General features: G+C 60.2%; 18 protein-coding genes. 13 read left to right on the forward strand and 5 right to left on the reverse strand.

The genetic code is table 11. The features are described from left to right. Positions 1–116 precede the first annotated feature (116 nt). Positions 117–1,556, forward strand: coding sequence for a H(+)/Cl(-) exchange transporter ClcA (gene clcA / locus ACTJJ6_RS15055; protein WP_440802678.1), 1,440 nt, complete (start codon positions 117–119; stop codon positions 1,554–1,556). Positions 1,557–1,645: 89 nt separating this feature from the next. Further along, complete coding sequence (gene erpA, locus ACTJJ6_RS15060) at positions 1,646–1,990, forward strand: iron-sulfur cluster insertion protein ErpA (RefSeq protein WP_004932708.1); 345 nt, start codon at positions 1,646–1,648, stop codon at positions 1,988–1,990. A gap of 126 nt (positions 1,991–2,116) precedes the next feature. Here the strand turns inward: erpA and ACTJJ6_RS15065 are convergent, their stop codons facing one another. The 3 genes from ACTJJ6_RS15065 to mtnN are packed head-to-tail and all read right to left on the reverse strand — an operon-like array spanning position 2,117 to position 4,240. Beyond that, positions 2,117–2,731, reverse strand: a complete 615-nt coding sequence (locus ACTJJ6_RS15065) for a TRIC cation channel family protein (protein WP_015376663.1) — start codon at positions 2,729–2,731, stop codon at positions 2,117–2,119. Beyond that, positions 2,731–3,516 (reverse strand): vitamin B12 ABC transporter substrate-binding protein BtuF, encoded by a 786-nt coding sequence (gene btuF, locus ACTJJ6_RS15070; RefSeq protein WP_164053276.1) that lies wholly within the window; start codon positions 3,514–3,516, stop codon positions 2,731–2,733. The genes ACTJJ6_RS15065 and btuF overlap by 1 nt, the downstream gene beginning before the upstream one ends. Before the next feature lie 22 nt (positions 3,517–3,538). After that, positions 3,539–4,240 (reverse strand): 5'-methylthioadenosine/S-adenosylhomocysteine nucleosidase, encoded by a 702-nt coding sequence (gene mtnN / locus ACTJJ6_RS15075; RefSeq protein ID WP_004932702.1) that lies wholly within the window; start codon positions 4,238–4,240, stop codon positions 3,539–3,541. A gap of 129 nt (positions 4,241–4,369) precedes the next feature. Here mtnN and dgt point away from each other — a divergent pair, with 129 nt between their 5' ends. Together dgt and degP are read left to right on the forward strand one after the other, a co-directional pair. After that, positions 4,370–5,887 (forward strand): dGTPase, encoded by a 1,518-nt coding sequence (dgt, locus tag ACTJJ6_RS15080; RefSeq protein ID WP_016929068.1) that lies wholly within the window; start codon positions 4,370–4,372, stop codon positions 5,885–5,887. Positions 5,888–6,068: 181 nt separating this feature from the next. Further along, on the forward strand, positions 6,069–7,508 hold the full coding sequence (gene degP, locus ACTJJ6_RS15085; RefSeq protein ID WP_033641270.1) for a serine endoprotease DegP: 1,440 nt from the start codon (positions 6,069–6,071) through the stop codon (positions 7,506–7,508). Between the two features lie 66 nt (positions 7,509–7,574). On the opposite strand, the gene barA is transcribed toward degP, so the two are convergent. Next, positions 7,575–10,301 (reverse strand): two-component sensor histidine kinase BarA, encoded by a 2,727-nt coding sequence (gene barA, locus ACTJJ6_RS15090; protein ID WP_049300180.1) that lies wholly within the window; start codon positions 10,299–10,301, stop codon positions 7,575–7,577. 66 nt (positions 10,302–10,367) lie between these two features. Between barA and rlmD the strand changes: the two genes are divergently transcribed. The 9 genes from rlmD to ACTJJ6_RS15135 all read left to right on the forward strand — a co-directional run bounded on the left by rlmD (position 10,368) and on the right by ACTJJ6_RS15135 (position 22,315). Then, complete coding sequence (gene rlmD / locus ACTJJ6_RS15095) at positions 10,368–11,717, forward strand: 23S rRNA (uracil(1939)-C(5))-methyltransferase RlmD (RefSeq protein ID WP_049300182.1); 1,350 nt, start codon at positions 10,368–10,370, stop codon at positions 11,715–11,717. 9 nt (positions 11,718–11,726) lie between these two features. After that, positions 11,727–13,958: a GTP diphosphokinase gene (relA, locus tag ACTJJ6_RS15100; RefSeq protein ID WP_004932686.1), complete on the forward strand. Its 2,232-nt coding sequence runs from the start codon at positions 11,727–11,729 to the stop codon at positions 13,956–13,958. Positions 13,959–14,060: 102 nt separating this feature from the next. Then, positions 14,061–14,855 carry a nucleoside triphosphate pyrophosphohydrolase gene (gene mazG / locus ACTJJ6_RS15105; protein ID WP_049300183.1) on the forward strand — a complete coding sequence of 265 codons (795 nt, stop codon included), beginning with the start codon at positions 14,061–14,063 and terminating at the stop codon, positions 14,853–14,855. A 71-nt stretch (positions 14,856–14,926) separates the two neighbouring features. Then, positions 14,927–15,790, forward strand: coding sequence for a hypothetical protein (locus tag ACTJJ6_RS15110; protein WP_176063667.1), 864 nt, complete (start codon positions 14,927–14,929; stop codon positions 15,788–15,790). 393 nt (positions 15,791–16,183) lie between these two features. Further along, positions 16,184–17,821 (forward strand): glutamine hydrolyzing CTP synthase, encoded by a 1,638-nt coding sequence (pyrG, locus tag ACTJJ6_RS15115; RefSeq protein ID WP_004932674.1) that lies wholly within the window; start codon positions 16,184–16,186, stop codon positions 17,819–17,821. Positions 17,822–17,902: 81 nt separating this feature from the next. Continuing rightward, the gene (eno, locus tag ACTJJ6_RS15120) at positions 17,903–19,198 is read left to right on the forward strand and encodes a phosphopyruvate hydratase (RefSeq protein WP_004932670.1); all 1,296 of its coding nucleotides are present in this window, start codon (positions 17,903–17,905) and stop codon (positions 19,196–19,198) included. A 298-nt stretch (positions 19,199–19,496) separates the two neighbouring features. Continuing rightward, complete coding sequence (locus tag ACTJJ6_RS15125) at positions 19,497–20,687, forward strand: NAD(P)/FAD-dependent oxidoreductase (protein WP_440802668.1); 1,191 nt, start codon at positions 19,497–19,499, stop codon at positions 20,685–20,687. Next, positions 20,684–21,088 (forward strand): hypothetical protein, encoded by a 405-nt coding sequence (locus ACTJJ6_RS15130; RefSeq protein ID WP_164095550.1) that lies wholly within the window; start codon positions 20,684–20,686, stop codon positions 21,086–21,088. Before ACTJJ6_RS15125 ends, ACTJJ6_RS15130 begins: the two co-directional genes overlap by 4 nt. Before the next feature lie 30 nt (positions 21,089–21,118). Then, entirely contained in the window at positions 21,119–22,315 is a 1,197-nt protein-coding gene (locus ACTJJ6_RS15135; RefSeq protein ID WP_440802664.1) for a methionine gamma-lyase, read from the forward strand. A gap of 37 nt (positions 22,316–22,352) precedes the next feature. Here ACTJJ6_RS15135 and ACTJJ6_RS15140 read toward each other — a convergent pair whose 3' ends face one another. After that, entirely contained in the window at positions 22,353–23,747 is a 1,395-nt protein-coding gene (locus tag ACTJJ6_RS15140) for an amino acid permease (protein WP_440802661.1), read from the reverse strand. Positions 23,748–23,764 lie beyond the last annotated feature (17 nt).

Below are 23,764 nucleotides of genomic sequence, written 5' to 3' on the forward strand. Positions count from 1 at the left end.
CCGCGTTATGAAACGATCACAGTCAGATACCATTAACGGCAGCGTCCGCCGCCAGGTTGGGGTAGAATTATCGCCCTGCCTATTTGTATTACAAATTACCTGACGAATCACTCGCGATGACAGAATCACAATCACAGCCAGTCGGGACGTTGAGCCCGCGTCTGCGCCGCAGCGATGCGGTGCGTCAGTTTATTCGCCGCGATAAAACCCCGGTGGCGATCCTGGTGATGGCCGCGCTGGTGGGGGCGCTGGCCGGTTTGCTCGGCGTGGCCTTCGATAAAGCGGTGGAGTGGGTGCAGCAGCAGCGGTTGGCTTCGCTGGCGCAGGTCGCCGACTCCTGGCTTCTGGTGTGGCCCCTGGCGTTTATCCTGTCCGCCGCGCTGGCGGCGCTGGGCTATTACCTGGTGCGGCGCTTTGCGCCTGAGGCGGGCGGCTCGGGCATTCCGGAAATCGAAGGCGCGCTGGAAGAGCTGCGGCCGGTACGCTGGTGGCGCGTGATCCCGGTAAAATTCATCGGCGGTATGGGCACCCTGGGGGCGGGCATGGTGCTGGGGCGCGAAGGGCCCACGGTGCAAATGGGCGGCAACGTCGGGCGCATGGTATTGGACGTGCTGCGCATTCGCGGCGCCGAGGCGCGTCATACGTTGCTGGCGACCGGGGCCGCCGCCGGGTTGTCCGCCGCGTTCAACGCGCCGCTGGCCGGCATCTTGTTCATCATCGAAGAGATGCGGCCGCAGTTCCGCTACAACCTGATCTCGATTAAAGCGGTGTTTATCGGCGTTATCATGTCGAGCGTGGTGTTCCAGCTGTTTAACGGCCAGGGGGCGGTGATCGCGGTCGACAAACTTTCTTCGGCGCCCATCAATACCCTGTGGCTCTATCTGGTGTTGGGGGCAATCTTCGGCGCGGTGGGCGTGGGGTTCAACGCGCTGATCTTCCGCACCCAAGACATGTTCGCGCGCCTGCACGGCGGCAGAATGCGCAATGTCTTGCTGATGGGCGGGCTGCTCGGCGGCGTGTGCGGCATTCTGGGGCTGATCCAGCCGGAGGCGGCGGGCGGCGGCTTTGGGCTGATCCCGATCGCCGCGGCGGGCAACTACAGCGTCGGCATGTTGATGTTTATCTTTATCACCCGCATCTTCACCACGCTGCTGTGCTTCGGTTCCGGCGCGCCGGGCGGCATCTTCGCGCCGATGCTGGCGTTGGGCACGCTGTTCGGCACCGCCTTCGGGCTGGCGGGGGCACATCTGTTCCCGCAGTACGGCATCGAGGCGGGCACCTTCGCCATCGCCGGCATGGGGGCGCTGTTCGCCGCCACGGTGCGCGCCCCGCTGACCAGCATCGTGCTGGTGCTGGAAATGACCGACAACTACCAGCTTATTTTACCGATGATCATTACCTGCCTCGGCGCCACGGTGGTGGCGCAGCTGCTCGGCGGCAAGCCGCTGTATTCGTCGATCCTGGCCCGCACGCTGCAAAAGCAGGAGGCGCAGCTGGCGCGGGAGGCGGCGCAGAAAACAAGTAAGGAAAATACAACAAATGCGGTGAATACTTGAACGCAACACTCAGGTATCGGATAATCGTTAATATTAATCAGGCAGCCATAGTCGCGATCTGATGCTGAACAATGTTGGGAGTAAAGAGTATGAGTGATCAAACGGCACTGCCCCTGCAATTTACCGAGGCAGCAGCAAACAAGGTTAAGTTCCTGATTGCTGACGAAGAAAACCCGAACCTGAAGTTGCGGGTTTACATTACCGGCGGCGGCTGCAGCGGATTCCAGTACGGCTTCACTTTTGACGACAAGGTCAACGATGGCGACATGACCATCGAGAAGCAGGGCGTGGCGCTGGTGGTCGATCCGATGAGCCTGCAGTATCTGGTCGGCGGTTCGGTGGACTACACCGAAGGGCTGGAAGGATCGCGCTTTGTGGTGACCAACCCGAATGCCAAAACCACCTGCGGTTGCGGTTCGTCGTTCAGCATCTGAGTTTGCCTGTCAGAACATCAACCCGCTCGCCTTACGGCCGGCGGGTTTTTTTATGCCTACCCTTCCACGAGAATCACTTCCGTGCCGTTCTCCTGCGCCGGACGGCCGCGAGTGATGCGCGGCTGCTCAGCGTTCGAGAATAAAGGCGGGCAGCTTGAGATGCCAGCGAATGGCCGCCAGCCGAATGGCCAGGGTGATGAGCATGCCCAGCATCATGGCCTGTTGCAGCGGCATGTTGAAGGTGTAGAACGCCGTGGCGTGCACGATGCCGCCGATGATGCAGGCGGTGGCGTAAATTTCGGTGCGCAGGATCATCGGGATCTCGCGCGCCAGCACGTCGCGGATAATGCCGCCGCCGACGCCGGTGATCACCCCCATGCAGATCGCCACCAGCGGGCCGGTGCCGGCCGCGAAGGCCTTGTTGACGCCGATGCCGACGAACACCGCCAGCCCGACGGCGTCCAGCACCGGCAGCACCCACTTCGGCAGGCGGCGCGGCTGGCGCACCAGCAGCAGCGTCAAGACGCAGGTGATCATCGCCACAACCAGATCGGTGGGATCCTTGACCCAAAATACCGGGCCGTTGGCCAGCGCCATGTCGCGGATGGTGCCGCCGCCGACCGCGGTGACCACGCCCAATACCAGAACGCCGAACGGATCCATGCGCAGCTTGCCGGCCAATAGCACGCCGGAGACGGCGAACACCGCCGTGCCGAGAATATCCAACCAGAACACCAGCATCAGCGGATCTCCGCCAGCTGGCGGCACAGCTGCTGCGCCGCCAACAGGATGCGCGGCCCGCCGCGATTGAACCAGTCTTCGTTCAGCGCGATCACCGGCACCTGCAGCTGCGGTGCCCAGAAGGCTTTCACATTGGCGGCCTCTTTCTCGCCGCCGGTGATGACGATGGCCTGCGGCTGACGTGCCAGCACCTGCTCGCGGCTGATCTGCGGCCAAGGGGTGCGGCTGTCGGCGAAGACGTTCTGCCCGCCGCACAGCGCCAGCACCTGGCTTTGCAATGTGGCGCCGGAGCTGGTGAACAGCGGCTGGGTGCCGAACTGCAGCAGCACGCGCCGTGGCGAGTTAGCGGCGTACTGTTGCTTGAGAGCGGCGAACTGGTGGCGAAGGCCGTCCGCCGCCTGATGCGCCTGCTCCGGGTGCGGGCTGTAGCGCGCCAGCTTATCCAGCAAGCCGGCGATCCCTTCGAGATTGTCGGCGTCCGCATAGAAGATCGGGATGCCGAACGCGGCGAGCTGATCCAACGCGCGTTGTGGATTACCGCCGCGCCAGGCGAGGATCAGATCCGGCTTGAGCGCCAGCACCCGCTCCAGATTGATGCCCTGCCAGGAGGCTACCTGCTCCAGCCTGGCGGCCTGCGGCGGGTAATCGGAATAGGCGCTCGCCGCCACCAGCACATCGCCCATGCCGGCGGCATAGGCGAGTTCGGTGGCGTTGGGCGCCAGGCTGATCACCCGCTGGGCGGCGCCGACCGGCAGGGCCAGCCAGAGCGCCAACAGACAGAGCATCGAGGTGAAGCGCTGCCTCACATCAACCGCGCTTGGCCAGGGTTTGCAGCATGGCGTTGACCATCAGCGTGGACTGCTTGGCCGCTACCACCAGGAACTCGTCAAAGCTCATGTGCGATTCGCTGTCGGCGACGTCGGAAATGGCGCGCACCACCACGAACGGCGTGCCGAACAGATGGCAGACGTGGGCGATCGCCGCGGCTTCCATTTCCACGGCGGCGACGCGCGGGAAGGTGGCGCGGATGCGCGCCAGCGGCTCGGCGCCGTTGATGAAGGCGTCACCGCTGCAGATCAGGCCGCGCACCGCGTGCAGATCCAGCTGTTTGATGCAGCTTTCCGCCAGCGCGATCAGCGCATCATCGGCGACGAACGCCGCCGGGCAGCCGGCCATCTGGCCCGGCTCGTAGCCGAAGGCGGTGACGTCGGCGTCGTGGTAGCGCACTTCTTCCGACACCACGATGTCGCCCACGCGCAGCGTGCTGGCCAGGCCGCCGGCGGAGCCGGTATTGATCACCACGTCGGGGCTGCAGTGCTCCAGCAACAGGGTGGTGCCCATGGCCGCAGAGACTTTGCCGATGCCGGATTTCAGCAGGGCCACGTCAACGCCGCCGATCTGGCCGGTGTAGATTTCGCAGCCCGCGCGCTGGATGGTTTGACGGTTTTCGATTTGATCGCGCAGCAGGGTGACTTCCTGCTCCATTGCGCCGATGATGCCTACTTTCATAAATAACACTCGCTGATTGGCCGTGAGAATTGCGGCATAGTCTATCATGGCTGTGTATCAGAGATAATGCGTTGCATCCGCTGCCGGGAATTGTTATCACGGGGGCAGGGCGCAACGGCGGAGAAACAGATGTCCGGGATCGACTTCAAGCAAAAAATCAGCTTCCAACGGCCTTTCAGCAAACCGATCGAGGCCGAGGAAGAGTACGACATCGTGCGGCAGTTCGAGAGCGATCGCGGGCGCATCGTCAACTCGGCCGCCATTCGCCGTCTGCAGCAAAAAACCCAGGTGTTTCCGCTGGAGCGCAACGCGGCGGTGCGCAGCCGCCTGACGCACTCGATGGAGGTGCAGCAGGTCGGGCGCCATATCGCCAAAGAGATCCTCAACCGCTTCAAACAGGCGGGGAAGATCGACGAACTCGGCCTGACCCGGCTGCTCGATCCGTTTGAAAGCATCGTGGAAATGGCCTGCCTGATGCACGACATCGGCAATCCGCCGTTCGGTCATTTCGGCGAATCGGCGATCAATGACTGGTTCGCCCAGCGGCTCGATCCCGCCAGCTGCGGCAGTGAGCCGGGCAGCCACGATCGCTGCCAGGTGGCGACGCTGCGCCTGCATGAAGGGGAGAGCGATCTGAACCGGCTGCGCAGCCGGATCCGTCAGGATCTCAGCCACTTCGAGGGCAACGCCCAGGCGATCCGCATGGTGTACAGCCTGCTCAAGCTCAACCTGACCTACGCGCAGGTCGGCTGCATTTTGAAATACACCCGCCCGGCCTACTGGGCGAGCGACATCCCCGCCAGCCACAGTTACCTGATGAAAAAGCCCGGCTACTATCTGGCGGAAGAAGCCTTCGTCGATCGGCTGCGGCGTGAGCTGCATATGGGCGAGTTCGATCGTTTCCCGCTGACCTACATTATGGAGGCCGCCGACGATATCTCGTACTGCGTGGCCGATCTGGAAGACGCGGTGGAGAAGAGCATTTTCACCGTCGAGCAGCTGTATCAGCACCTGATTCAGGAATGGGGCGAGGTGGCGCCGGGCGATCTGTTCGACAAGACCGTCGCCAGCGCGTTTCGCAAGATCGATCGCGGCGGCGCGCGGCGCAGCGCGGAAGATCAGTTCTTCATGTATCTGCGGGTGTTTACCGTGGCGCGGCTGGTGCCGCACGCGGCGCAGCGCTTTATCGACAATCTGGACGCGGTATATCAGGGCAGCTTCAATCAGGCGCTGCTGGAGGATTCCAGCCCGGCCTACCGGCTGTTGAAAATATTTAAAAATGTGGCGTTCAAGCATGTGTTCAACCACCCGGAGGTCGAGCAGCTCGAGCTGCAAGGCTATCGGGTGATCAGCGGCCTGCTGGACATTTACAGTCCGCTGTTGGCGATGTCGCTGGCGGACTTCACCCTGCTGGTGCGTGAAGACAGCCACCGCGCGTACCCGATCGAAACGCGTCTGTTCCACAAGCTGTCCACCAAGCATCGGCTGGCGTATGCGGAGGCGGTAGAAGGGCTGCAGCATTTATCGCCGGAGCAGCAAGCCATTCGGGAATATTATTTCCGCGCGCGTTTATTGCAGGACTATATCAGCGGAATGACCGACCTTTATGCCTATGATGAATATCGTCGATTAATGGCGGCGGAATAATTAAGCTGAGGAATAATTATCAGCAATTCCAACCGGTTGGCTGTCTTGATTTTTGTAAAGACGGACAATATTTGTTTACTATTGCCAATCATCTGTGCCGGAACTTCAGGCTATTAATTAACTCTGAATAAGCACGCAAGACGGCCATTCTTTTTTGAACGACTTTATAAGAGACACACAGATGAAAAAAACCGCATTAGTTCTGAGCGCATTGGCATTCAGCATCGGCATGGCGATGGGCCCGGTGACGGCCAGCGCCGCTGAAACCGCCTCTTCCTCCACCCAACAGCTGCCGAGCCTGGCGCCGATGCTGGAAAAGGTGATGCCTTCCGTGGTGAGCATTAACGTTGAGGGCAGCACCACGGTCAACACGCCGCGCATGCCGCAGCAGTTCCAACAGTTCTTCGGTGAAGATTCGCCGTTCTGCCAGGACGGTTCGCCGTTCCAGGGCTCGCCGATGTGTCAGGGCGGTGAACAGCCTGGGCCGGATGGCCAGCCGCAGGGCACGCAGCAGAAATTCCAGGCGCTAGGCGCCGGGGTGGTCATCGATGCCGCCAAGGGCTATGTGGTGACCAATAACCACGTGGTGGATAACGCCAACAAGATCCAGGTGCAGCTGAGTGACGGCCGCCGCTTCGACGCCAAGGTGATCGGCAAGGATCCGCGCTCGGACATCGCCCTGATCCAGCTGAAAGACTTCAAGAATCTGACGGCGATCAAGATGGCGGATTCCGATCAGCTGCGCGTCGGCGATTACACCGTGGCGATCGGCAACCCGTACGGGCTGGGCGAAACCGCCACTTCGGGCATCGTTTCCGCCCTGGGGCGCAGCGGCCTGAACATCGAAAACTACGAAAACTTTATCCAGACCGATGCGGCGATCAACCGCGGCAACTCCGGCGGCGCGCTGGTTAACCTGAACGGCGAGCTGATCGGCATCAACACCGCGATCCTGGCGCCGGACGGCGGCAACATCGGTATCGGCTTCGCCATTCCGAGCAACATGGTGAAAAACCTGACGGCGCAAATGGTCGAGTATGGTCAGGTGAAACGCGGCGAGCTCGGCATCATGGGCACCGAGCTGAACTCTGAGCTGGCCAAGGCGATGAAGGTTGATGCGCAGCGCGGGGCCTTTGTCAGCCAGGTGATGCCGAAGTCTTCCGCCGCGAAGGCGGGCATTAAAGCCGGTGACGTGATCGTCACCATGAACGGCAAGGCCATCTCCAGCTTCGCCTCATTCCGGGCGGAGATCGGCACGCTGCCGGTCGGCAGCAAAATGTCGCTGGGCATTATCCGCGACGGCAAACCGGTGACCATTGATGTCACGCTGGAGCAAAGCGCGCAGACCCAGGTGGCCTCGGGCAATATTTACACCGGCATCGAGGGCGCCGAGCTGAGCAACACCCAGGTCGGCAACCAGAAAGGCGTCAAGGTCGACAGCGTGAAAGCCGGCAGCGCCGCGGCGCGCATCGGCTTGAAAAAAGGCGATGTGATCCTGGGCGTGAACCAACAGCCGATACAGAACCTGGGCGAGCTGCGTAAGATTCTCGACAGCAAGCCGTCGGTGCTGGCGTTGAATATTCAGCGCGGCGAGAGCCAATTGTACCTGCTGGCGCAGTGATAAACGTCAGGCGCTAAAAGAAAAAGGCACGCTGCGGCGTGCCTTTTTGCGTAACGGCCTGCGAATTCAGGCAGGCTGCGTCAGATGCGCGTGCGCCGCGTGGATCACCAGTTCAATCTCATCCAGCAGCTCTAGCCATTCCGGCTCCAGTTCGTCGTTGGTGACGCCCTGGCGCAGTTGCCGCTCGAGGTAGAAACACAGCTGCTTGAGGCGTGGCACGCCGCTGTAGCTGCAGCTGCCGTGCAGCTTATGGACCAGATCGAGGATTTCGTCGTCATGCTGGCCGTCGAGCAGCGCCTGCACCCGTTCGCGCACCTGCGGCAAGAAATCGAGCAGCATTTGCAGCAGATCGCGCGCCAGATCCGGTTTATTGGCCGCCTGACGCAACGCCAGCGGCCAGTCGAGCGACAGCGGCGCGTCGTCGGCGACGGCGTTTTCCATTTCGCCACTGTGATAGCGCGACAGCACGCGGGTCAGCATTTTCTCGTCGATCGGCTTGGCCAGGTAGTCGTCCATCCCGGCCTGCAACAGGTGCTCGCGCTCGCCGCTGGCTGCATGGGCGGTGACGGCGACGATCGGCGTGGAGTTGTGATGCGGCAGTTGGCGGATCAGCTCGCTGGCGTGAATGCCGTCCATCTTCGGCATTTGAATGTCCATCAGGATCAGATCCAGCACGTTGTCGCGCGCCAGCGCCAGCGCTTCCTCGCCGCTCTCGCACAACAGGGTTTTTTCTACCTGTTCCCCCAACAACGTGCCGATCAGCTTCAGGTTAGCCGGGTTGTCGTCAACCGCCATCACCGTCAGCGGCAGGCGTTTACGCTCAGGCTGCGCGGTGAGGCGTGCCGGCGCCTCCATCCGGAGCATCGGGAACAGTCGGGTGCTGGTGATCGGCTTGATCAGGCAGCCGAGCGCGCCTTGTTGTTTAAGCAGCTCGGCATCGATTTGCGCCTGGCACGGCAGCGCCAGAATGACCCGATCGGCCAGCTTCAGCGAGGCCAGCAATTTGTCCTCGTGCTGCGCCATGTTGTCGCGGAACGGGATGGGCACGCCGGCCAGCAGGAAATCATAGTGGCTTGGCGGCAACTGGCCCAGCGTCGGCGAGTGGGTGATCACCAGTTGCGTGACGCTGAGCATGTTGAGCGTCGCCTGCGCCGCCGTCGGGTTGGACTCGATATAGGCCAGCGTTTTGCCGTTCAGATCCGGCAGGCTCGGCGCCAGCGACAGCATGCCCTCGTTCAGATCCAGCGTGATGTGGAACCAGAAGGTCGAGCCGCGGTTCAACTGGCTGTGGAAGCAGATATCGCCCCCCATCTCTTTCACCAGCTTTTGCGTGATCACCAGCCCCAGCCCGGTGCCGCCGTGGCGGCGGGAGATGCTGGCGTCCGCCTGGCGGAATGCCTGGAACAGCTGCGACTGCTGGCGTTCGGAGATGCCGATGCCGGTATCGTGGATCTGCACTTCCACTTCCACCCGGCGATCCAGCTGTTTGCGCAGCTCGACGCGAATGTCGATATTGCCGGTTTCGGTGAACTTGATGGCGTTGCCCAGCAGGTTGGTGATGATTTGCTGCAGGCGCAGCGAGTCGCCGATCACCTGCTCCGGCACGTCGTTGTGCACATCCAGCGTCAGCTCCAACCCTTTGTCATGTGCGCTGGGCGCCAGCAGCACCACCACTTCGTCCAGCGTTTCGCGCAGGGCGAACGGAATATGCTCCAGCACCAGCTTGCCGGCCTCCAGCTTGGAGAAGTCCAGCACGTCGTTGATGATGGTCAGCAGGTTGTTGGCCGAGCGCTCGATGGTCTGTAAATAGTCGGTCTGGGTTGCGCTCAGATCGGTTTTCAGCATCTGGCGGGTGAAGCCGATCACGCCGTTGAGCGGAGTACGCAGCTCATGCGACATGTTGGCCAGGAATTCGGACTTGATGCGCGCCGCCTCCTGCGCGCGTTTTTTCGCCAGATCCAGTTCGACGTTCTGGATCTCCATCTGCTCCAGCGTTTCGCGCAGGTCTGACGTGGCCTGATCGATGTTCTGCTGCATCTCTTCGTGATAGGCGGTAAGCGACATCGCCATCGAGTTGATGCCGTTTTTCAGCATGTGCAGCTCGCCGAGCATGTAGCCTTCCACGCGGCTGTCGAGCTGGCCGCGGCGGATGCGGTCGACGGTGTTCACCATATTGCGGATCGGGCCGGTCACGTCGCGCATCAGCCGGTAAGCGAACAGGATGGCGATACACATGCACAGCAGCAACAGCAGGGTAGAGACAAAGACCTCTTTATATTGCTGCAGCCGCACCGACTGCAGATCCAGCTCGATCGCCACATAGCCCAGGTTGTTGTCGGGGTGGCTGCCGCCGTCGGCGGTTTCATCCGGATACTGGCTTTCCGACAGGATCGGCGTGCGCAGGATCAGCGAATCGCCGCGTCGGGTGAGCATCAGATCGGTGGGCAACGGCACGCCTTTCGGCAGCTGCAGCTGAGCGAAGTTGTGATGATAATTGGAGGTGACGAACAAATTGTTCTGCGCATCAAACACGGTGATCGAACGTACGATGTCCGAATGGCGGCGGTGCAAAAGGCTGACCAACTGCCTGACCGATTCGCGGCTGCGGAACGTCATGCCGTACTCGCTGGCCACCGCCAGCGGCTCGATGATGCTGGCGCCGGCGTCGACCAGTTGCTCCTGCAGCTCGTTATAGCGGTGCACCACGAAGAAGGTGCTGAGCAGCAAACCAATCAGCAAGGTCGGGGCCAGAATCAGGATCATCATGCGCGCACGCAGGCTGTATTTGGTCATGGGATTCCAATGTGGGAGAATTGACAGCTGACACTAGCTTAATGAACCAGCACACAATCGACAAATATGGCGCAATTCTACTCTCCCAAACGCCGCGTGACGACCCGGCAGAGCTCACAAATCTTCACCGTGACGGTGAGCGATCTCGATCCTTTTGGCCAGGGCGTGGCGCGCCACGACGGCAAAGCGGTGTTCGTGCCGGGCGTATTGCCGGGCGAGCAGGCGGAAATCCAGTTGACCGAAGACAAGCGCCAGTTCGCCAAAGGCAAGCTCAAACGCCTGCTGAGCCGCAGCCCGCAGCGGGTAGAACCGCGCTGCCCGCATTTTGGCGTGTGCGGCGGCTGCCAGCAGCAACATGCTGATGAGGCGCTGCAACAGCAGAGCAAGGCGGCGGCGCTGGTGCGCATGATCGCCCGCGAAACCGGCGTAACCCCGCAACAGGAACCGGTGATCGCCGGCCCGGAATACGGCTATCGCCGCCGCGCCCGCCTGAGCCTGGCATGGCAGCCGAAGCTGCAGCGCCTGATGATGGGCTTTCGCCAGGCGGCCTCCAGCGAGCTGGTGGCGGTGGAGCACTGCCCGGTGCTGCGGCCGGAGCTGGAACAGCTGCTGTCGCCGGTGCGCGCCTGCCTGAGCGGGCTGCAGGCGGTGCGGCGGCTGGGGCATGTGGAGCTGGTGCTGGCGGATAACGGCCCGCTGCTGGTGCTGCGTCATCTCGACGCGCTGAAAGAGGCGGATCGGCAGGCGCTGTTGGCGTTTGGCGAGCGGGAAAAGGTCGCCGTTTATCTGGCGCCGGACAGCGAACGGGTGGAAAAACTGTGCGGTGAAACGCCGTATTATCAGGTTGACGGGCTACGCTTAGACTTCAGTCCGCGCGACTTTATTCAGGTCAATGACGTCGTAAACCAACAAATGGTGGCGCAGGCCCTTGAATGGCTCGACATTCAACCCAATGATCGGGTGCTGGACCTGTTCTGCGGCATGGGTAATTTCACCCTGCCGCTGGCGCGCCGCGCCGCCGCGGTGGTGGGCATCGAAGGTGTTGCCACGCTGGTAGCGAATGGGCAATATAATGCACATAAGAATAAGCTGAATAATGCGTCGTTCTTCCATGAGAATCTGGAGGACAACGTTGCGCGGCAACCTTGGGCAGCACAAGGGTTTGATAAGGTGATGCTGGATCCCGCCCGCGCCGGTGCGGCCGGGGTGATGTCACACATTGTAAAACTGGCGCCGGCGCGGGTGGTGTATGTTTCCTGTAACCCCACCACGCTGGCTCGCGACAGCAACGTGCTGTTGAATGCCGGTTATCGTCTTGCGCGCGTGCGGATGTTGGATATGTTTCCGCACACGGGGCATCTTGAATCAATGGCGCTGTTTATCAACGAGCGTGCGCCAGAGGTCGCTGCAAAGTAGGGAGAAGTTATGGTTGCGGTAAGAAGTGCACATCTGAATACGGCGGGTGAGTTCGCTCTCGATGAGTGGATCGCCGGCTTGGGGCTACCTAACCCGCAGTCATGTGAGCGATTGGCCGCAACCTGGCGTTATTGTGAGCAGCAGACCCAAAACCATCCTGACGCCTCGTTGCTGCTGTGGCGCGGCTTGGAGATGGTGGAAATTCTCTCGACGCTGAGCATGGACAATGACAGCATGCGCGCCGCGCTGCTGTTCCCGCTGGTGGACGCCGGCATCGTGCAGGAAGAGACCCTGACCGAAGCGTTCGGCAAGGGGATCGTCGCGCTGGTGCACGGCGTGCGCGATATGGACGCCATTCGCCAACTGAAAGCCACCCAAAACGACTCGATGGCCTCCGAACAGGTCGACAACGTGCGCCGCATGCTGTTGGCGATGGTGGAGGATTTCCGCTGCGTGGTCATCAAGCTGGCGGAGCGCATCGCCCACCTGCGCGAGGTGAAAGACGCGCCGGAAGACGAACGCGTGCTGGCGGCGAAAGAGTGTTCCAACATCTACGCCCCGCTGGCCAACCGGCTCGGCATCGGCCAGTTGAAGTGGGAGCTGGAGGATTTCTGCTTCCGCTACCTGCATCCGGAAGAATACAAGCGCATCGCCAAGCTGTTGCATGAGCGCCGCATCGATCGCGAACAGTTCATTGACGATTTCGTCGCCGGGCTGCGCGCAGAAATGGCCAACGAAGGCATTCGGGTGGAGATTTACGGCCGGCCGAAACACATCTACAGCATCTGGCGCAAGATGCAGAAAAAACACCTGGCGTTCGACGAACTGTTCGACGTGCGTGCGGTGCGCATTGTGGCGGAGCGCCTGCAGGATTGCTACGCGGCGTTGGGCATCGTGCATACCCACTTCCGCCATTTGCCGGATGAGTTCGACGACTACGTCGCTAACCCGAAACCGAACGGCTACCAGTCGATCCACACCGTGGTGCTGGGGCCGCGCGGCAAGACCGTCGAGATTCAGATCCGCACCCGGCAAATGCACGAAGACGCCGAACTGGGCGTGGCCGCGCACTGGAAGTACAAAGAGGGCGCGGGCGTGACCGTGCGCTCCGGCTACGAAGAACGCATTGCCTGGCTGCGCAAGCTGATCGCCTGGCAGGAAGAAATGGCGGACTCCGGCGAGATGCTCGACGAAGTGCGCAGCCAGGTGTTCGACGATCGGGTCTATGTATTTACCCCGAAAGGCGACGTGGTGGATCTGCCGGCCGGCTCTACGCCGCTCGATTTCGCCTACCACATTCACAGCGACGTCGGTCACCGCTGTATCGGCGCCAAGATCGGCGGCCGCATCGTGCCGTTTACCTATCAGCTGAAGATGGGCGATCAGATTGAGATCATCACCCAGAAACAGCCGAACCCGAGCCGCGACTGGCTGAACCCGAACCTGGGGTATGTCACCACCAGCCGCGGGCGCTCGAAGATCCACAACTGGTTCCGCAAGCAGGATCGCGACAAGAACATTCTCGCCGGCCGCCAGATGCTGGACAACGAACTGGAACATCTCGGCATCAGTCTGAAAGAGGCCGAAAAGCTGCTGATCCCGCGCTACAACATGAACTCGCTGGACGAGGTGTTGGCGGCGATCGGCGGCGGGGACATTCGCCTGAACCAGATGGTGAATTACCTGCAGGGCAAGTTCAACAAACCGAGCGCCGAAGAGCAGGATCGCGAGGCATTGCGCCAGCTGGTGCAGCAGAAAGCGCCGCCGCCGGCCCGCAACAAGGATAACGGCCGCGTGGTGGTGGAGGGCGTGGGCAACCTGATGCACCACATCGCCCGCTGCTGCCAGCCGATCCCGGGCGACGACATCGTCGGCTTTATCACCCAGGGGCGCGGTATTTCGATCCACCGTGCGGACTGCGATCAGCTGGTCGATTTGCAATCGCACGCGCCGGAGCGCATCGTCGATGCGGTATGGGGCGAAAGCTACTCCAGCGGTTATTCGCTGGTGGTGCGCGTGATGGCCAACGATCGCAGCGGGCTGCTGCGCGACATTACCACCATTTTGGCCAACGAAAAGGTCAACGTGCTGGGCGTCGCCAGCCGCAGCGACACCAAGAAACAGTTGGCCACTATCGACATGGATATCGAAATCTACAACCAGCAGGTGCTGAGCCGGGTGCTGGCGAAGCTGAACCAGCTGCCGGACGTGATAGACGCCAAGCGTCTGCACGGCAACTAAGCCCACATCGCCTTTCGGGCCGTATGCGCCATCGATACGGCCCGAGATCCATGAATTCGGTGGGCGCCCCCATGCGCCCTCATTCTTTCTCAGAGATTTTTTATGACCCAATCCACTCCGCTGCAGCGCCTGCTGAACATCATGAAAACGCTGCGCGATCCGCAGGTCGGTTGCTCATGGGACCGCAAGCAAACTTTCGCCACCATCGCGCCCTACACGCTGGAAGAGACTTACGAAGTGCTGGATGCCATCGAGCGGCAGGACTACGCCGATCTGCGCGACGAACTGGGTGATTTGCTGTTCCAGGTGGTGTTCTATGCCCAGATGGGGCAGGAGCAGGGGCTGTTCGATTTCGATGAGGTGTGCACCGCCATCAGCGACAAGCTGGAGCGCCGTCACCCGCATATCTTCGGCGACGCTGAGGCGGGAGACAGCGAAGCCGTGGCGGCGCGCTGGGAGCAGCTGAAGGCCGGCGAGCGCGCCGAAAAAGCGCTGCACTCGGTGCTGGACGACATTCCGCAGGCGCTGCCGGCGTTGATGAAGGCGCACAAGATCCAAAAACGCTGCGCCTCGGTCGGCTTCGACTGGAATACCCTGGGGCCGGTGCTGGACAAAGTGTATGAAGAGATCGACGAAGTGATGCACGAAGCCCGCCAGGCGGTGGTCGATGAGAGCAAGCTGGAAGAGGAGATCGGCGATCTGCTGTTCGCCACGGTGAACCTGTCGCGCCATCTGGGGCACAAGGCGGAGAATGCGCTGCAGGCGGCGAACCGCAAGTTCGAACGTCGCTTCCGCCAGGTGGAAGCGATCGTCCAGCAACGCGGGCTGCGGCTTGAAGACGCCACGCTGGAGCAGATGGAAGACGCCTGGCAGCAGGTGAAGAAATCTGAAATCTGATGCGCTTCCGGCGTTCATGGCGCCGGGGTGAACATGAAGGACGTTCCACGCAGACAAGGGAAGGTGGCGTCATGATCAAGAGGCTAATGCTTTTAGCCTGTTTTTTCCCCGGTTTCAGCACGGCGTCTCCTCCTGCTGATGTTGGGCGGCTGCGGTATGATGAGCGCAGGCTGCCATTAGTCGATGTGCAGATCGATAACCGGTTACACACGCTCATGCTGGATACCGGCAGCGCAGAAGGGATACACCTTTATCAACACGATCTGGAGCGTCTGGTCGCGCAACCGAGTCTGAAGGCGGTGCAGCTGGCGCCTCGGCGGCTGAGAGATCTCTCTGGCGGTGAAAATCAGGTGTCTGCCTGGCGGATTAGTCGGCTGTTTATTGGCAATATCCCGTTTAACGACGTCGAAGCGGTGAGTTTTAAGCCCTGGGGACTCAGCCTGGGAAACGAGGTGCCGGTAAGTGAAGTGATGGGGCTTGGGTTGTTCCGCGATCGAAAGGTGCTGATGGACTTCGAAAACGACCGCTTGCAAATGTTGACTCATCTGCCTTCAGACATTGCAATATGGGCTTCATATCCATTCGAACAGACCGATGAGGGGCTGAGCGTGACGGCCTTCGTTGGCAATAAACCGTTGCGCCTGATTGTTGATACCGGCGCCAGCCATTCTCTTTTGTTTGCCGCAGGCTTGCCGGCTGGCCTCTTGTTTTCCGGCTGTCGCTCCATTGAGCCTGAGGCTGAGAACCTGGATTGCCGAGTGACCAGATTCACCTTGACCGATCGCCGGGGCCGGCATCACAACGATTTGGCCATCGTTACCGAAGGCCCAACGTCTGAGGCGCTGGGTTTTGATGGTCTGCTGGGGATGGGCTTTATGCGGGGGCATCGTGTGATTGTTGATATGCCTGAACGCATGCTCTACATCAGTCGTTAATCCGATGCTCCTCGATCCCAGGCTAATCGGGTTTAGGGAAGCTGAACCGCCGCTACAATGTTGATCGACGACAAGGTTCACGAAAGCTGAAACGGTTAAGCTTGCGGTCAGGTCACAGGCGCATGGCTGCCGTCGGCAGCAAAAGGCCAACAAACTGAAATCTAAGGCGTTTTATCGCTCGAGAGGGGCGGTAAAAAGAAACTTTCTCCGCTAACTCTTTGTATTTCCTGGAGGGTTTATGCGGCGCCGGCGGAGTAAACCCTGATGAACACGGGAGGGCGGCCGAGATGATGGACAGCAAAACGATCGTTTGTAGGTCAGGAGAGGTTCGGGTATACTACTTTCCCGTCCTGGTTCTTCCATCGTCTTTAAACCTAAACTCTCAGGTTCAGCATGACAACTAATTATATTTTTGTGACCGGCGGGGTCGTATCCTCTCTGGGTAAAGGCATTGCCGCAGCCTCTCTGGCGGCTATTCTTGAAGCCCGTGGCCTCAACGTTACCATCATGAAACTGGACCCGTACATCAACGTGGATCCGGGCACCATGAGCCCGATTCAGCATGGGGAAGTTTTCGTCACCGAAGACGGCGCAGAAACCGATCTGGATTTGGGTCACTACGAGCGCTTCATCCGCACCAAAATGTCGCGTCGCAACAACTTCACCACCGGCCGCATCTACTCCGACGTGCTGCGTAAAGAACGCCGCGGCGACTATCTGGGCGCGACCGTGCAGGTCATTCCGCACATCACCAACGCGATCAAAGAGCGCATCATCGAAGGCGGCGAAGGCCACGATGTGGTGCTGGTGGAAATCGGCGGCACCGTCGGCGATATCGAATCGCTGCCGTTCCTCGAAGCCATCCGTCAGATGGCGGTGGAAGTGGGCCGCGAGCACACGCTGTACATGCACCTGACGCTGGTGCCGTACATGGCGGCGGCGGGCGAAGTGAAAACCAAGCCGACCCAGCATTCCGTAAAAGAGCTGCTTTCCATCGGTATTCAGCCTGATGTGCTGATTTGCCGTTCCGATCGCGCGGTTCCTGCTAACGAACGCGCTAAAATCGCGCTTTTCTGCAACGTGCCGGAAAAAGCGGTTATCTCTCTGAAAGACGTTGATTCTATTTATAAAATCCCAGGCCTATTGAAATCTCAGGGGCTGGACGATTATATTTGTAAACGATTCAGCCTGAACGCGCCGGAAGCCAACCTGGCCGAATGGGAACAGGTGATCTACGAAGAAGCCAATCCGGGCGGCGAAGTGACCATCGGTATGGTCGGCAAATACGTTGAGCTGCCGGACGCCTACAAGTCGGTAATCGAAGCGCTGAAGCACGGCGGGCTGAAAAACCGTTTGACCGTGAACATCAAGCTGATCGACTCGCAGGACGTGGAAACGCGCGGCGTGGAAGTGCTGAAAGGGCTGGATGCGATCCTGATCCCGGGCGGCTTCGGCTACCGCGGCGTGGAAGGCAAAGTGATGACCGCGCGCTATGCGCGCGAGAACAACATTCCTTACTTGGGCATTTGCCTGGGCATGCAGGTGGCGTTGATGGAGTTCGCTCGCAACGTGGCGGGGATGGAAAACGCCAACTCCACCGAGTTTATGCCAGACTGTAAGTACCCGGTGGTGGCGTTGATCACCGAATGGCGCGACGAAGACGGCAACGTCGAAGTGCGCAGCGAAGAAAGCGATTTGGGCGGCACGATGCGCGTAGGTGGCCAACAGTGCAACCTGAGCGACAACAGCCTGGTGCGTCAGTTGTACGGCGAACCGACCATTGTCGAGCGTCACCGTCACCGTTACGAAGTTAACAACATGCTGTTGAAGCAGATCGAAGCCGCAGGGCTGCGTGTCGCCGGTCGTTCCGCCGACAACAAGCTGGTTGAGATCATTGAACTGCCGAATCACCCGTGGTTTGTAGCCTGTCAGTTCCACCCGGAATTTACGTCTACGCCGCGTGATGGGCATCCGCTGTTCGCCGGCTTCGTGAAAGCCGCAGGCGAGCATCAGAAGCGCCAGGTGAAATAACATATTTGGTAGGCGGCGCGCGGTGAGAACCGCGCGCTGTTTGTCTGGAGTTTTAGTTTAACTTGTACTGAGGAAAACCTAATGTCCAAAATCGTTAAAGTCATCGGTCGTGAAATCATCGACTCCCGCGGTAACCCGACTGTTGAAGCCGAAGTTCATCTGGAAGGCGGTTTCGTCGGCCTGGCTGCTGCGCCGTCAGGTGCTTCTACCGGTTCCCGCGAAGCGCTGGAACTGCGTGACGGTGACAAGTCTCGTTTCCTGGGTAAAGGCGTACTGAAAGCCGTTGCTGCAGTAAACGGTCCGATTGCTCAGGCAGTACTGGGTAAAGATGCCAAAGACCAGGCGAACATCGACAAGATCATGATCGAGCTGGACGGCACCGAAAACAAATCCAACTTCGGCGCCAACGCCATTCTGGCGGTTTCCCTGGCAGCAGCGAAAGCGGCCGCAGCCTCTAAAGGCATGCCGCTGTACGAGCACATCGCTGAACTGAACGGCACCCCAGGCAAATTCTCCATGCCACTGCCGATGATGAACATCATCAACGGCGGCGAGCACGCTGACAACAACGTCGACATTCAGGAATTCATGATTCAGCCGGTTGGCGCGAAGACCCTGAAAGAAGCGGTGCGCATCGGTTCTGAAGTGTTCCACCACCTGGCGAAAGTTCTGAAAGCCAAAGGCATGAACACCGCCGTGGGCGACGAAGGCGGCTATGCGCCAAACCTGGGTTCCAACGCCGAAGCGCTGGCGGTTATCGCTGAAGCGGTAAAAGCGGCGGGCTACGAGCTGGGCAAAGACGTCACTCTGGCGATGGACTGCGCGGCTTCCGAATTCTACAAAGACGGTAAATACGTGCTGGCCGGCGAAGGTAACAAAGCCTTCACTTCCGAAGAGTTCACTCACTTCCTGGAAGAGCTGACCAAACAGTACCCAATCGTGTCTATCGAAGACGGCCTGGATGAATCCGACTGGGCGGGCTTCGCTTACCAGACCAAAGTACTGGGCGACAAAATCCAGCTGGTTGGCGACGATCTGTTCGTGACCAACACCAAGATCCTGAAAGAAGGCATCGAGAAAGGCATCGCTAACTCCATCCTGATCAAGTTCAACCAGATCGGTTCTCTGACCGAAACCCTGGCAGCTATCAAGATGGCGAAAGACGCCGGTTACACTGCGGTGATCTCTCACCGTTCCGGTGAAACCGAAGACGCGACCATCGCCGACCTGGCGGTAGGGACTGCGGCTGGCCAGATCAAAACCGGTTCCATGAGCCGTTCTGACCGCGTTGCCAAGTACAACCAACTGATCCGTATCGAAGAAGCGCTGGGTGACCGTGCGCCGTTCAACGGCCTGAAAGAAGTTAAAGGCCAATAAGTTCGACCGATTCGGTTGCTAAATAAAAACCCGCTGCGGCGGGTTTTTTTATGTTTTAAATTCGTGATGATTGTCAGTTTAATAATAAGTTTTTCATTGAAAGCGTGGTTTTGTTTAACCCGATAATTTCATTAAAGATAGTGAATGCGTTTATTTTATATTCCCATTTTATTTGCTTTATAACTATTCGTTACTAGACTGCCAATAAGGCAGTTTATTTTTCGCCGTTCTGCCGTAGACCTTCATCATCACCATACCTTAATACTGCCGGCTTGCTGGCCGGTTGAGCGAGGGCTTGATGCGACAGCGAATCATCATTGTCGGCGGCGGAACCGGCGGCACCATCCTGGCCAATTTATTGGCCGCAAAATTGCACCGGGAAATTATTAATAATAAAGTCGAGTTATTAATGATATCGGATTCACCGCTGCATTATTACAAGCCGGCGTTTATGTATGTGGCGTTCAATACTTTTTTCAAGCAAGAGCTCACGCGCTCACAGCGGAGTTTATTGCGGCCCGAAATACAGTTTATTATTGATAAGGCGGAATCTTTCGATTTAAAACAGCGAAGCATAGCTACGCAAAGCGGTAAATTTTATTCCTATGATTTTCTGGTTTTCGCCACCGGCTGCGTACCTTGGCCAGAGCGCATCGAAGGATTGGCGCAGGCGGGCGATCATTTTTACCAGTATCAGGCCGCCAGGCGGTTAGCGCATAAATTGGCGACGATCGAGAAAGGCCGCATTTTCATTACCGTGTCCTTCCCTGAAACGCCCAACGTGCCCCATCAGTGCGGCATCGCACCGATCGAAACCACCCTGATGCTGGATGACTACCTGCGGCGGCGCGGCGTGCGCAAGGCGGTGGAGATTGTGTACACCTATCCGACCATTTCTCAACTCTTGCGTAACTGCCTGTTTTTACAGCGCCCGACCGGTGAAGCGCTGCCCGCCATTTTTGCCGCGCGCGACATTCGCCACCAGCGAGGGTTTACCCTCAGCCGGGTAGACGCCCAGCGTAACGTCGCCTATTCCGCTGAGGGGGAAGAGCAGCCGTTCGACATTCTGATGGCGACGCCGCCGATTCGCGCAGTCGAGGCGGTGCGCAATACCGGGTTGAGCGAGAGTCAAAACGGTGAAGGCTGGCTGCCGACCGATCATCAAACGCTGCAGGTCTACGGCCAGCAGGGCGTGTATGTCATAGGCGATACCGTGGATTTGCCGGTCAGCAAGGCCGGCGGCTCTTGCCATAATCAGGCGCCGGTCATTGCCGACAACATCGTGGCGGAAATGCGGCTGGGCCAAACCGTGAGCCATTATGACGGCAAGGTGCAGGCGGTTGCGCAAATGGGGCTGAATGCCGGCATGCCGCTGGTGTACGACTACCGTCACGACGTGCTGCCGACGCCCGCCACCAAGGTGGGCGGCATGCTGCGCAATGGGTTTAACCGCGGCCTTTACTGGGCCACGGTAAGGGGGCTGATATGACGGAAAGCACGGTGCATGCGGCGGACCTGCAATCATTGGCGGCGTTGCTCGAGAAACTGCAGCCGCTGCTGGCGGGCGGCCGGTTGGATAACGTGGTCGATCTGTTGTCGCTGTTGTCGGACGTGGTGGATATTGCCGACAACGCGCTGGTGGAGAAACTGGCCGGCGTCTTTGAAGGTTTGGTGACCCTCGGCTGGGAAGGCGGAACGGCGCTGCAGATGGCGCACAGCGAGCTGCAGTTGAATCCTCCGCCGGCCAGTTTTCGCGCGCTGTACGCCTTGCTGAAGCAGCCGGATACCCTGCTGGGGTTAACGTTGCTGCTGCGTACTTTACAAATCATCGGCCAGCGCACGCGAGACAGCGCGTTGCCGTCAGCCCTGTCAGATGAATCGTCGAATTAAGCTTCACCCACTCAGGTAAGGAGTTGTGTTATGTCCGCTACAGCAGTTGGCCACGACTTTGCCACCCGGGCTATTCATTACGGCTACGATCCTCAACGGTATCAGGGGGCACTGTCTCCGCCGGTGTTTATGAGCTCTACGTTTGCTTTTCCCACGGCGGAATACGGCGGCGCCTGCTTTGCCGGCACCGAGCCGGGGTACTTTTATTCGCGCATCGCCAACCCGACGTTAAACCTGCTCGAGCAACGCATCGCCAACCTGGAGGAGGGGGAGGCGGCGGTGGCGTTCGCTTCCGGTATGGGGGCGATCACCGCGTGTTGTTGGACGCTGCTCAGACCGGGTGATGAGCTGATTGTCGATGAAACCGTCTATGGTTGCACCTTCAGCTACTTTCATCATGGTCTGGCGCGCTTTGGCGTCAAGATAACCCACGTTGACCTGACCCGGCCGGAGCGGCTGGCGTCGGCCATGGGGCCGCATACCCGGCTGGTGTATTGCGAAACGCCGGCCAATCCCAACATGCGCTTGATCGATATCGCCGCCGTGGCGGAGATCGCCCATCGGCATCAAGCGTTGCTGCTGGTGGACAACACCTACTGTACGCCCTATCTGCAGCGGCCTCTGGCGTTAGGCGCCGATATCGTGGTGCACTCGGCGACCAAGTACCTCGGCGGGCACGGCGATCTCCTGGCCGGGATAGCGGTGACGCGTCAGGCGTTGGCCGAGGCGATCCGTCTGGAGGGGCTAAAGGACATGAACGGGGCGGTACTGTCGGCGCAGGATGCCACGCTGGTGCTGCGCGGGATGAAAACCTTGCCGCTGCGCATGGATCGTCATTGCGATAACGCGCAGCGCCTGGCGGAGATGCTGACGGAGCATCCGGCGATCGAGCGGGTGTATTACCCCGGCCTGGCGAACTTCCCGCAGCATGCGTTGGCACGGCGGCAAATGGCGCGCCCCGGCGGCATGCTGGCGTTTGAACTGCGGGGCGGAATGCGTGCGGGCATTCGCTTCCTCAATGCGCTGCAGCTCATCTTGCGCGCGGTCAGCCTGGGCGATTGCGAAAGCCTGGCGCAACACCCGGCCAGCATGACGCACTCGGCCTACACGCCGGAAGAGCGGAAACGGCACCACATCAGCGAGGGGCTGGTGCGGCTGTCCGCCGGGCTGGAGGCGTTTGACGATCTGCAGGCGGATATCCTGCAGGCGCTGGCGCAGGCGCAATAAAAAAACCCGCCGCAGCGGGTTTTGGCCGAAGCGAGCGTTACATCTGTTGCGTCGCGGTGGTCACCGGCGAACCGCCGCCTTTTTTGCGCACCCACAGCCAGTAAGCCGCGGTGAGGAACGCGATCCACACCAGCCCGACGTACAGCGCGATGCGGCTCTCTTCGAAGTAGCCGAGCAGGCCGATGACGAACGCCATAAAGGCGGTCGCCAATGCCGGCGCCACCGGCCACCACGGCACCGGGAAGCTCAACTGACGCGTTTCTTCCGGCGACAGCGTGCGGCGCATGACGATCTGCGACAGCAGGATCATCAGCCACACCCAGACGGTGGCGAAGGTGGCGATCGAGGCGATGATCATGAAGACCTTCTCTGGGATCAGGTAGTTGAGCACCACCGCCAGCAGCAGGGCGATTGACATGACCAGCACCGTCATCCACGGCACGCCGCTGGCGGTCAGCTTGGTGAAGCTGCGCGGCGCCTGGCCGTCCTGCGCCATGCCGTACATCATGCGGCCGGCGCCGAAGATGTCGCTGTTGATGGCCGAAATGGCCGCGGTGATCACCACCACGTTCAGCACGTTGGCGGCGGAGCTGATGCCGAGGTTGCTGAAGATCTCAACGAACGGGCTGCCGTTCTGGCCGATGCTGTTCCACGGATAGATCGCCATCAGCACCGTCAGCGTCAGCACGTAAAACAGCAGGATGCGCACCGGCACGGCGTTGATCGCCTTCGGCAGCACGTTGGCGGGGTCTTTCGCCTCGCTGGCGGTGATGCCGATGATCTCGATGCCGCCGAAGGCGAACATCACTACCGCTAATGACGCGACCACGCCGCCAATGCCGTTAGGCATAAAGCCGCCGTGCTGCCACAGGTTGCTGATGCCGGTGGCGTGCTGGGCTTGCCCGAAACCGAACAGCATCACCGCCGCACCGCCGACGATCATCGCCACGATGGCGGCGACCTTGACCAGCGACAGCCAGAACTCCAGCTCGCCGAAAACCTTGACGCTGCACAGGTTGAGCGCGCCGATAAACAGGATGATGCTGAGCACCCAGACCCACTGGGCGACGTCCGGGAACCACAGCCCCATATAGATGCCGAAGGCAGTGACGTCCGCCAGGGCGACGATCACCATTTCAAAGGTGTAGGTCCAGCCGGTGAGGAACCCGGCCAGCGGGCCGAGATAGTGGCTGGCGTAGTGGCCGAACGAGCCGGAAACCGGCTGATGCACCGCCATTTCACCCAGCGCGCGCATCACCATGAATACCGCCGCGCCGCCCACCAGGTAGGCCAGCAGCACCGCCGGGCCGGCCAGCTGGATGGCGCCGGCGGAGCCGTAGAACAGGCCGGTGCCGATCGCCGAGCCGAGAGCCATGAAACGGATATGCCGCGCGTTTAGTCCGCGTCTGAGTTGTGTCGTTTCGTTACGCATGTTGCTTCCCGTTAAGT

Source organism: Serratia sp. 22278 (genome assembly GCF_052045405.1).
Lineage (GTDB): Bacteria > Pseudomonadota > Gammaproteobacteria > Enterobacterales > Enterobacteriaceae > Serratia > Serratia marcescens.